Origin of the sequence: Kineococcus deserti (assembly GCF_050871945.1) — a bacterium.
GTDB lineage: Bacteria > Actinomycetota > Actinomycetes > Actinomycetales > Kineococcaceae > Kineococcus.
The window spans coordinates 87,646-98,030 of the sequence record NZ_JBJLSI010000016.1 but is presented as its reverse complement, the minus strand read 5'-3'; the positions used below and the strand labels follow the sequence as shown (position 1 = coordinate 98,030).

At 72.4% G+C, this 10,385-nt stretch carries 12 protein-coding genes; all 12 read right to left on the bottom strand.

What is annotated here, in order from left to right:
* Positions 1-118 precede the first annotated feature (118 nt).
* The 12 genes from arc to ACRYR2_RS13950 all read right to left on the bottom strand — a co-directional run bounded on the left by arc (position 119) and on the right by ACRYR2_RS13950 (position 10,380).
* A complete protein-coding gene (arc, locus tag ACRYR2_RS14005; RefSeq protein ID WP_432563492.1) occupies positions 119-1,849 on the bottom strand; it encodes a proteasome ATPase in 1,731 nt (576 codons plus the stop codon).
* Positions 1,850-1,954: 105 nt separating this feature from the next.
* Positions 1,955-2,269, bottom strand: a complete 315-nt coding sequence (locus tag ACRYR2_RS14000; protein ID WP_432563484.1) for a putative quinol monooxygenase — start codon at positions 2,267-2,269, stop codon at positions 1,955-1,957.
* Between the two features lie 15 nt (positions 2,270-2,284).
* Positions 2,285-3,289, bottom strand: coding sequence for an LLM class flavin-dependent oxidoreductase (locus tag ACRYR2_RS13995; protein WP_432563483.1), 1,005 nt, complete (start codon positions 3,287-3,289; stop codon positions 2,285-2,287).
* On the bottom strand, positions 3,286-3,522 hold the full coding sequence (locus tag ACRYR2_RS13990; RefSeq protein WP_432563482.1) for a TIGR04076 family protein: 237 nt from the start codon (positions 3,520-3,522) through the stop codon (positions 3,286-3,288). The genes ACRYR2_RS13995 and ACRYR2_RS13990 overlap by 4 nt, the downstream gene beginning before the upstream one ends.
* On the bottom strand, positions 3,519-3,800 hold the full coding sequence (locus ACRYR2_RS13985; RefSeq protein ID WP_432563481.1) for a TIGR04076 family protein: 282 nt from the start codon (positions 3,798-3,800) through the stop codon (positions 3,519-3,521). The genes ACRYR2_RS13990 and ACRYR2_RS13985 overlap by 4 nt, the downstream gene beginning before the upstream one ends.
* Entirely contained in the window at positions 3,797-4,990 is a 1,194-nt protein-coding gene (locus ACRYR2_RS13980; RefSeq protein WP_432563480.1) for an acyl-CoA dehydrogenase family protein, read from the bottom strand. The genes ACRYR2_RS13985 and ACRYR2_RS13980 overlap by 4 nt, the downstream gene beginning before the upstream one ends.
* Positions 4,991-5,000: 10 nt before the next feature.
* Positions 5,001-5,741 carry an SDR family NAD(P)-dependent oxidoreductase gene (locus ACRYR2_RS13975; RefSeq protein WP_432563479.1) on the bottom strand — a complete coding sequence of 247 codons (741 nt, stop codon included), beginning with the start codon at positions 5,739-5,741 and terminating at the stop codon, positions 5,001-5,003.
* Positions 5,741-6,499 carry an amino acid ABC transporter ATP-binding protein gene (locus ACRYR2_RS13970; protein WP_432563478.1) on the bottom strand — a complete coding sequence of 253 codons (759 nt, stop codon included), beginning with the start codon at positions 6,497-6,499 and terminating at the stop codon, positions 5,741-5,743. The genes ACRYR2_RS13975 and ACRYR2_RS13970 overlap by 1 nt, the downstream gene beginning before the upstream one ends.
* Positions 6,499-7,377 carry an amino acid ABC transporter permease gene (locus ACRYR2_RS13965; RefSeq protein ID WP_432563477.1) on the bottom strand — a complete coding sequence of 293 codons (879 nt, stop codon included), beginning with the start codon at positions 7,375-7,377 and terminating at the stop codon, positions 6,499-6,501. The genes ACRYR2_RS13970 and ACRYR2_RS13965 overlap by 1 nt, the downstream gene beginning before the upstream one ends.
* A complete protein-coding gene (locus ACRYR2_RS13960) occupies positions 7,374-8,477 on the bottom strand; it encodes an acyl-CoA dehydrogenase family protein (protein ID WP_432563476.1) in 1,104 nt (367 codons plus the stop codon). The genes ACRYR2_RS13965 and ACRYR2_RS13960 overlap by 4 nt, the downstream gene beginning before the upstream one ends.
* Complete coding sequence (locus ACRYR2_RS13955; protein WP_432563475.1) at positions 8,474-9,442, bottom strand: LLM class flavin-dependent oxidoreductase; 969 nt, start codon at positions 9,440-9,442, stop codon at positions 8,474-8,476. Before ACRYR2_RS13955 ends, ACRYR2_RS13960 begins: the two co-directional genes overlap by 4 nt.
* Positions 9,442-10,380 carry a transporter substrate-binding domain-containing protein gene (locus ACRYR2_RS13950; protein ID WP_432563474.1) on the bottom strand — a complete coding sequence of 313 codons (939 nt, stop codon included), beginning with the start codon at positions 10,378-10,380 and terminating at the stop codon, positions 9,442-9,444. The genes ACRYR2_RS13955 and ACRYR2_RS13950 overlap by 1 nt, the downstream gene beginning before the upstream one ends.
* Between the last annotated feature and the right edge of the window lie 5 nt (positions 10,381-10,385).

Genomic DNA, 10,385 nt, shown 5'->3' with positions numbered 1-10,385 from the left:
CGCCCCCCCCCCCCCCCCCCCCCCCCCCCCCCCCCCCCCCCCCCCCCCCCCCCCCCCCCCCCCCCCCCCCCCCCCCCCGCCCCCCCCCCCCCCCCCCCACGACGGTCGCGGAGGGACGTCAGAGGTACTGACCGGTGTTGGCGACGGTGTCGATCGACCGGCCGGCCTCGGTGCCCTTCTTGCCCTGCATGAGGGTGCGGATGAAGACGATCCGCTCACCCTTCTTGCCCGAGATGCGCGCCCAGTCGTCGGGGTTGGTGGTGTTGGGCAGGTCCTCGTTCTCCTTGAACTCGTCGACGCAGGCGCTCATGAGGTGGTCGACCCGCAGCCCTCGCTGGTTGAACGTCAGCAGGTCCTTGATCGCCATCTTCTTCGCGCGGTCCACGATGTTCTGGATCATGGCGCCGGAGTTGAAGTCCTTGTAGTACAGGACCTCCTTGTCCCCCCCGGCGTACGTCACCTCGAGGAACTCGTTCTCCGGGCTCTCGGTGTACATGCGCTCGACCGTGGCCTGGATCATCGCCTCGACGGTGTTCTGGGCGTTGCCGCCGTTGACCGCAAGGTCCTCGGGGTGCAGCGGCAGGTCGGCCGTCAGGTACTTGGAGAAGATCTGGCCGGCGCTCTCGGCGTCGGGCCGCTCGATCTTGATCTTCACGTCGAGACGGCCCGGACGCAGGATGGCCGGGTCGATCATGTCCTCGCGGTTCGAGGCGCCGATGACGATGACGTTCTCGAGCCGCTCGACGCCGTCGAGCTCGGACAGCAGCTGCGGCACGATCGTGGTCTCGACGTCGGAGGAGACCCCGGATCCGCGGGTGCGGAACAGCGACTCCATCTCGTCGAAGAAGACGACGACGGGCGTACCCGTCCCGGCCTTCTCCCGGGCGCGGGCGAAGATCAGCCGGATGTGCCGCTCGGTCTCGCCGACGTACTTGTTGAGCAGCTCGGGGCCCTTGATGTTCAGGAAGTAGCTCTTGGCCTGGGTCTCCCCGCGCAGCTCGGCCGCCTTCTTGGCCAGGGAGTTGGCCACGGCCTTGGCGATGAGCGTCTTGCCGCACCCGGGCGGGCCGTACAGCAGGATGCCTTTGGGCGGGCGCAGCCCGTGCTCGCGGAACAGCTCGGCGTGCAGGAACGGCAGCTCGACCGCGTCCCGGATCGCCTCGATCTGCGGGCCGAGGCCACCGATGTCCTCGTAGTCGATGTCCGGGACCTCTTCGAGGACGAGCTCCTCGACCTCGGCCTTGGGGATGCGCTCGTAGGCGAACCCGGAGCGGGTGTCGACGGTGAGGGAGTCGCCCACCCGCAACGGGCCGTCCATCAGCTGGCCGGCCAGCCGCACGACCCGTTCCTCGTCGGCGCGGGCGAGCACCAGGACGCGGCCGTCGGGCAGGATCTCCTTGACCGCGGCGAGCTCACCGGTGCGTTCGTAGTCGAAGGCCGCGACGATGTTCATGGCCTCGTTGACCATGACGTCCTGGCCGGGGCGCAGCGCGTCCAGGTCCACGGCGGGACTGACGGCCACTCGCATGCGCCGGCCGGCGGACACGATGTCGGCGGTTCCCTCCTCGGCCGCTTCGAGGAAGGTGGCGAACTGCGCGGGTGGCTGCCCGAGCCGGTCGACCTCGGCCTTGAGCGCGACGATCTGGTCCCGCGCCTCCCGCAACGTCGTGGCGAGGCGGTCGTTCTGGGCGCTGACCTGGGCGAGTCGGGTTCGGGCTGCTCCGAGCTGCTCCTCGAGCGCGGCCAGGTGGCGGGCATCCCGCTCACCGGAACCGCCGAAGCGGCGCTGAGGCTCCGTCATGGCGCATCTCCCATCCTGGGTGGTGCGTTCGACATTAACCCGCAGCACCGACTTCGCGAGGCGGATCCGTGTCGGCGCGTTGCCCAGCGTGGGGAACGGCATCGGACCGTGACATCCCGGCAACGTCCCGGAAACGTGTCCGGGCTCGAGGGGTCAGGCCGGGACGGCGTCCCCGGCCTCCTCGACCAGCAGCCTGGTGAACGCCGGCGCGGCGACCGCGGCGGCGGACACGAACGCCGTCCACTCCGCCACGTGCGGCTGGGTGCCGTGGGCCGCGTAGGCCTCCTGCGAGTCCCACACCTCCAGCAGCCGCAGCCGGTCCGGCGCGCCGGCCAGCCAGGACAGCTGGTACTCCCGACAGCCGGTCTCGCCTCGGCAGGTCTGCGCGAAGGCGACCGCCTGCGCGTCCACCTCCTCGACGCGGTCGGCGGCGACGGTGATCCCGCCGTGGACGATGACGACGGTCATCTGCTCTCCCTCCGGTCAGCCGAGCTGCCGGCGCAGCTCGGGCAGGACGGTGGAGCCGATGAGCTTCACCGCCCCCGTGGCGTCCGGCCCCATCGGGGGGCCGAACGAGATGTGCCGCACCCCGGCCTCGAGCAGCGCCGCGCACTGCGCGACGACGTCGTCGACCCCGCCGACGATCCCGAGCGTCAGCATCGACGGGGTGACGCTGGCGACGGCGTCCTCCTCGCGACCCTCGAGCATCAGCTGCTGGGTGCGGGCGAACTCCTCGGGGTCGAGACCGTTCGCGGCGAGCGCGTCGGTCGACAGGGACCCCGAGTACAGCGCGATGTGCTTGGCCATGAGGTACCGCGCCTCGTCCCGGTCGTCGGAGACGGAGGCCCACACGCACGCGGCGACGTCGAGGTCGTCGATGCTGCGCCCGGCCTTCGCCGCCCCCGCGCTGAGCTGCTCGACCACGTTGACCACGTGCTGGGGCGGCAGGCACAACGGCAGCGCGCCGTCGGCCAGGCGGCCGGTGAGGTCGAGCATGCGCGGCCCCATCGCCCCGAGGTAGACGGGGGTCGGCCGGTACGAGCGCAGCACGGCCTGCTCGGTCCAGCCGTCGGCCACCCCGGGGATCCCCGCGGGGCTGCGGCCGGCCAGCAGCTCCCGGATCGCCAGCACCGCCTGGCGCGTGCGCACGACAGGTCTGGCCGGTTCCAGCCCGGCCCACCGGAAGAACACGTCCGACCCCGCTCCCAGGCCCAGCAGGAACCGGTCACCCGACACCTCCTGCAACCCCGAGGCCAGCATCGCGATCTGCACGGGGTGCAGCGACACCGGGTCGATGACCCCGGAACCGAAGAGGATCCGGCTGGTGCGCAGGGCGATGGCGGACAGCGTGACGACCCCGGGTTCGCCGAACAGGTCGTTGCCGGTCCAGACCTGGTCGAAGCCGGCCTCCTCCACCACGAGCGCCTTCTCGACGACGGAGTTCACCCCGTGCCCGCCGATGCGGGCGCTGAACGTTGCCGGTCTCACAGTTCCTCCAACCTCACGAACAGGTTCTCCGGCGGGTCGGGGCAGGCCACCAGGGGCCGCGACCGCGCATCCATCCCCGAGCCCAGCACCGCGACCACGTTGGCGATGGCGAAGTAGCAGAAGCGCTTGCCCTCGGGCACGACGACGGCTCCGTCGACGACCTCGAAGGTGTCGCCGACCTCCAGCCCGCAGGCCGAGTAGTTGAAGCTCTCCACGGTGCAGCGGATCGTCACGGCAACCGCTCCAGCCGCATGACGACGTTCTCCCGCGCGTCGGGACAGCAGATGAGGGGTTTGCGCACCAGCCAGTCGTCGGCCGGCAGCTCGCCCTGCATCATCCCCAGCACCGGAACCACCGAGGCCAGCGCGAACGCGCAGAAGGGTTGCCCGTGCGTGGACAGCCCGCTGCCGTCCACGTCGAAGGAGTCGCCCACGGCGATCGCGCACCGCGGGGCGTCGGCGCGTTCGACGACGACGCGCACGCGCGGGCAGGCCGGCAGCCGCTCCGTCACCGCAGGGTCCAGGCGGAGCCGCTGGTGAGAGCGGCCTCCGCCAGCGGCTGCAGGTGCTGGCGCCGGGTCCCCGCGTGCGCCAGGGCCGACAGGGCGTCCCGCAGGACCCGTTGCACCGGAGCGGCGTCGAGGACGTACCGCGCACCGGCCAGTTCCGTCGTGGCGGTGATGACGCGGCGGAGGGCGGTGGCGGCCACGGCGTTGGCGGCCGTCATGCGCGCCTCGTCGAGCGGTGTCAGCACGGTGTCGGAGAAGATGATGTCGTCGGTCCGGCGGGCGATCTCCAGAACTCCTGCCCAGGCGAAGTCGACCTCCCCCATCGCCTCCCCCAGCAGTTCCAGGGTCGCGGTGTCCCGCGCTCCCCGACCAGCCACGATCCCGCCGGTGGTCGTCAGCAGGTTCCGCGCGACGCCGAGGACGACACCGGTGAGCGCGAAGTGGCAGATCTTGACGCTGCGGTTGAGCGGGTCGGCCTCGTGCCGGTAGGCAGCCTCCCGGTCGAACGCGTGGTCGGCCGGGACGAACACCGGCGTGCGGATGTCGAAGCTCGTGCTGCCCGAACCCCGCACCCCCAGCGTCTGCCAGTTGTGCGCGAACTCGATGGCGTGCTCGGGCAGCCACAGTCCCAGGTGCACCTGCCTGCCGTCCGGGCCGAGCACGGGATCCCCGGCGGCGTCGACGACGAGGGCGCCGCCCACGACGTGCTCGGCGGTGTAGCTGCCGCTGCCCCAGTCCCAGTGCCCTGTGACCAGGTAGCCGCCGTCGACGACCTGGGCGCGGCCCCGGGGGTGGAACGACCCGCTGGTCGGCATGTCGCGCGTCGGGTACAGCTCGGCGTAGGCGGCGTCCCCGAGACGACCGGCGTAGTAGCCGCCGGCGTTGAGGACACCGACGTTCCAGCCGGCGGAGGCGTCGACAGCGGCGATCGTGGCCACCACCTCGACCTGCTGCTCCAGCGTCATCTCCAGGCCACCGCGGAAGGCGGGGAAACCCATCTGGAACACGCCGGCGGCTCGCATCGCCGCCTCGGCGCGCGGGGTCAGCCGGGCCGCGGCCTCGATGCCGTCGGCCTCCTGCGCGACGAGCGGCAGCAGGGCCTGCGTGTTGGCCAGCACGGCGGCCGCGCTGGTCGGCGCCAGCAGGTTCGGAACGCCGGACGACTCCAGGACCGGTTCCAGGGTGGTGCTCATGCAGTGCTCCTCAGGCGATGGGTTCGCCGCCGGTGACCCACAGGGTCTGCCCGGTGACGTAGGGGGCCGCGAGCAGGCCGAGGACGGCGTCCGCGACCTGGGTGGGGCTGGGGAACGCGGGCAGCGCCATGCGTTCGAGCAGCGTGCGGGACAGTTCGGCGCGTTCGGGGGTCAGTTCCTCGTCGGCCTGCGGGTCGACGATGCGGCCGGGTGCCACGACGTTCGCGGTGATCCCGCGCCGGCCCTCCTCCAGGGCGGTGTACCGGGTCAGGACGGTCGCGGCGGCCTTCGCGGCGCCGTAGGAGCCGTTCCCGGCGGCCGGTCGTGTCATGAGCGCCCCGGCCACGTAGACGATCCGGCCCGCGCCGGCCGCCCGCATGCCGGGCACGAGGCGGCGCAGCAGGTTGGCGTGGCCGACGGCGCCGGCGAACTGGGCGAGCAGGTCGTCGGGCGACGTGTCCGCGACCGCCGCGTGCACGTCACGCCGCGGGTGAGCGGCGTTGACGAGCAGGCGCACGGGACCGAAGGCGTCCTCGACGGTGCGGGCGGCGGCGTCGAGGGCGGATTCGTCGCCCAGGTCGGCGCCGACGGCCAGGCCGTCCACCGCGGCGGCCAGCTCCTTCGCTCCCACGTCGTCGTGGCGGTGGTGCACGGCGACCCGGGCACCCTCGGCGGCCAGCGCCCGCACCACGGCCCGGCCGACCGGTCCGGTGGCGCCCGCGACGAAGGCTGCCTGCCCGACGAACCGCATCAGTGCAGCACCGCCGACAGGAACGCCTTCGTCCGCTCGTGCCGGGGCGCGTCCAGCACCTGCTGCGGGGTCCCGGTCTCCACGATGCGGCCCGCGTCCATGAACACGACCCGGTCGGCGACCTCGCGGGCGAAACCCATCTCGTGGGTGACGACGACCATGGTGATCCCGCCGGTGACGGCGAGGTCCTTCATGACGGCCAGCACCTCACCGACCAGTTCGGGGTCCAGGGCCGAGGTCGGTTCGTCGAACAGCATGACCTTGGGCTGCATGGCCATCGCCCGGGCGATGGCGACGCGCTGCTGCTGCCCGCCGGACAGGCGCGAGGGGTAGGAGTCCTCCTTGCCGGCCAGCCCCACCCGACCCAGCAGTTCCCGGGCGTACGTCCTGGCCCACTGCCGGCTCCTGCCCTGCACCCGGATCGGCCCGAACGCGACGTTCTCCAGGGCCGTCATGTGCGGGAACAGGTTGAAGTGCTGGAACACCATGCCGATCTCGACGCGCTGCCGGCAGGCCTCGCGCTCGCGCAGTTCGTGCAGCCGGCCGCCCTGTTCGCGGTAGCCCACGAGGTGCCCGTCGACCCGGATGCGCCCGGCGCCGATCTCCTCGAGGTGGTTGACGCACCGCAGGAGAGTGCTCTTGCCCGACCCCGAGGGGCCGATGATGCAGACCGTCTCCCCCTCGGCCACGTCGAGGTCGACCTCGTGCAGGACCTGGGTGTGACCGTAGTACTTGTCGACCGCGTCGATGGTGATCATCAGCGTTCCGCCGTCCGCTTCTCCAGGAAGAACTGCACGACCGAGAAGACCGCGATGACCAGCAGGTACCAGATCGTCGCGACGGTGAGCATCTCGATGGTGCGGAAGTTGAGGCCGGACAACCCCAGGACGACCGTGAGCAGGTCGCCGCCGGCGATGACCGACACGATGGCCGAAGCCTTGAGCATGCCGATGAACTCGTTGCCCAGCGGGGGGATGATGACCCGCAGGGCTTGCGGCAGCACGACGTACCGCAGGGTTCCGGAGGCGTTCAGTCCCAGCGCCTTGGCGGCCTCGTGCTGACCGCGGCCGATGGACAGCAGGCCGGCCCGGACGATCTCGGCCATGTACCCCGAACCGGCCAGCGCCAGCCCGACGACCGAGGCCCAGAACGGCGTGACGACCTGCTGCGCCGGCACCGAAACCCAGGTGATGTCGGTCAGCGGGACGCCGATCCGGAACTCGTCCACGAACAGCCCGAGGTTGCCGAGCAGGATGAGCAGGACGATGAGCGGCACGCCCCGGAACACGAACACCCAGGCCGCGGCGAACCAGGCGATGACCCGGCTCGGCGAGATCCGCATGACGCCGACGAGCAGGGCCAGCACGACCGAGAGCACCATGCCGATCACCGTCATCTCCAGGGTCAGCAGCAACCCCTTCAGGACGTTGACGTCCACGAGGAACTCGCCGACGATCGACCACTCGAAGTTCTGGTTGGTGGCCAGTTCGACGACGAACAGGACGGCGAGGGCGATGATCGCGACGGCCCCGACACCGCGGCCCCAGTGCCGGACGGGGACGACGTCCATCTTCGGCGGGGTGTGGAGCCGGCGCGCGGCGCCGGACCTGCGCGCCCGTTGTTGCGTGTCGCTCATGAGGTTCCCTTCTCGGCGAGGTGGGTCCGGCCGACGTCGACCCAGCGGCTGCGCCAGGTGGAGGCGTGCGCGCTGACCCCGGCCAGGTCGCGGACGAGCTTCTCGAAACCGGTGCTCTCGTGGACGGCCGAGGAACCCAGGACGTCGGCGCAGCGGTCCAGGACGGTGCGGGCGAACTCCGTCGCCAGCGGCGAGTCCCCGCGGGCCATCACGGCGTCGGAGGGAACTCCCTCGGCGCCGATCGCCTCGTCGATGCCCCGCACCCCGTCCAGGACGAGGGCGCGCGCGGCGCGGACGAGGGTCACCGCCTCCCCCAGCAGCGCCAGCCTGCGTTCGCCGACCTCCCGGCCGCGGGTGAGCGTGAACTCGGTGGTGAGGTCGACCGCGTGCTGGGCGATCCCGACGGAGATGCCGGCCATGCTGTAGAAGGGCAGGTCGACGTGCTTGACCAGCGGGTCGACGTCGGCGCGCGGGGCGTGGAACCGGTCGAACGTGTGGCCGGCGGGGACGAAGACGTCCTCGACGGAGTAGCTCTCGCTGCTGGAGGCCCGCAACCCGACGACGTTCCAGTCGTCGTGCAGGCGGATCTCCTCGACCGGCAGCCACAGGCCCAGCGTCAGGACGGTGCCGTCCTCGCGGTGGACCTCGGCGCCGCCCAGGACCAGGTCGGCCGACCGGATCCCGCTGCCGAAGTTCCACCGTCCGCTGACCCGGTAGCCGCCCGCGACCTCGACGGCGCGGGCCTTGGGGTGGAACGAGCCGCAGGTGGGGCGGTCCAGCGTCGGGTACAACTGCGCGAACGCCTCCTCGGACAGGCGTTCGGCGTAGAAGCCGGTGGCCGCCAGGACGGTGACGTTCCACGCCGTGCCGGCGTCGGCCGTCGCGACCGTCTCGACCATGCGGGTCTGGTCGACCAGGCTCATCTCCGGGCCGCCGTGGCGGCGGGAGAACCCCACCTCGTAGGCCCGGGCGGCGCGCAGCGCGGCGTGGACGCGGGGTGTGAGCCGCCGGGTGGCCTCGGCCTCGGCGGCGTCCTCGGCGATCAGCGGGACGAGGTCGCGGACGGCCTCGAGGATCTCTTCGGGGGTCCGGGGGGTCATGCGGCACCTCGCAGGTCTCGCAGGGACGGCAGGACGCGGGTCCCGAGCAGCTGCACCGCTTCTCGGGACGTGCGTCCCAGGGGTTGGCCGAAGGACAGGTGGGTGGCGCCGGCCGCCGCGAGTTCCCGGCAGCGGTCGGCGACCTGGTGCGCGGTGCCGACGAGCCCGAGGCGCAGCATGTCCTCGTCGACGGCGGCGACGGCGGCGGCCTCCTCGCCCCGTTCGACGAGACCGGCGACGTGCGCGAACCGCTCGACGTCGAACCCGCCGGCCTGGAGCGTGGCGGGGGCCAGGGATCCGGCGTAGGCCGCGACCTTCGGCGCGAGCCGGGCGCGGGCGGCGGCGGGGTCGTCGTCGACGGAGCACCACAGGCAGCAGACGAGGTCGAAGTCCGGGGTCACCGGGCCGACCTGCTCGCGGAACCAGCCGAACCGGTCCGGCGGCAGGCACAGCGCCAGCACCCCGTCACCCTCCCGGCCGGCCAGGGCCAGCATCCGCGGGCCCATCGCACCCAGGTAGATCCGCGTCGGCCGGGCGGGGCCGTCCCGCAGGACGGCCCGGTCGTGCCAGCCTTCGGGGTTGCGGCCCCCCAGCAGGCCGCGGACGGCGCGCAGGCCGGCCCGGGTCCGGGCCACCGGGGTGCCGGGTTCGAGCCCGGCCCACCGCAGGAACACCTCCGAGCCGGCGCCGAGGCCGAGCACGTAGCGGCCGCCGGACAGCTCCTGGAGGTTGGCGGTCAGCATCGCGATCTCGGCGGGGTGCAGCGCCACGGGGTTCAGGACGCTGGATCCCACCTCGATGCGCGAGGTCGCGTCCAGCGCCAGCACGACCGGCACGATCCCGGAACGGCGCAACAGGTCGTTGCCCGTCCAGATCTGGTCGAAGCCGTAGCTCTCGCAGGCGGTGGCGGCCTCGCGGAACTCCTCGAGGCCGACACCGCTGGAGAGCCGGACGCTGAACCTCATCAGGCCGTGGCCCCCACCGCGGTCCCCGTGATCGGGTTCGCGACGACGTCGTCGGCCGTGAGGGCGGCGGACGACACGTCGTGGGCCTCGAGGACGTCGTCGTAGGCGCCGTCCTCGATGACCGCCTTCAGCGCGCCGACGAGGGCGTTCGACAGGCCGGGGTTCGCCTTGCCGACGGCGATCGCCGTGTAGTTCGCCGGCGACTCGTCCTCGGGCAGTTCAGCCGTGGTGAACGCACCGGAGCTGGCCTCGACGGCCTGCAACTGCGTGGTCGTGGTGTCGAGCCAGGCGTCGACCGTGCCCGCGCGGACGGCGCTGACGGCGGCGGTGGCGCCCTGGTACTCGGCGAGCTGGATGGCGTCGCCCGCGCAGTGCGCGTCGCTGACCGCGCTCACCTCCTCGCCCTGGATCGAGCCGACCGGGACCCCGACGGTCATGCCGCACATGTCCTTCAGCGAGGCGATGCCGTCGGGGTTGTCGGCGGGCAGCAGCAGCGATTCGGTGGTGCGGTAGAACGGCACGAGGTCGACGACGCTCTGCTCGCGCTCGGCGGTCACGGAGACCTGGCCCATCAGCGCGTCCACCGCGCCGGACTGGACACCCGGCAGCTGGGCCGGCCACTGCATGTTCTGCCACTCGACGTCGACGCCGAGGACCTGGCCGAGGGCCTGCGCGAGGTCGGGGGCCACGCCCACCGGTGTCGTGGTGTCGCTCGCGTCGACGCCGATCATCGGCGGCGTCTCCCACAGGGCCCCGAGCGTGAGGGTTCCGCTGCTCCTGACCGACTCCGGCAGCAGGTCGTGCAGGGCGGTGTCCTCGGTCAGCGTGGTGGTCGAGCTCGGCGAGGTCTCGCTCGCGGCCTCGGTGGAACTTCCGCAGGCGGTGGCGACCAGGGCCACGGACAGCAGCACGGCGGAGGACAGGAAACGTCGGGTCATGGGCG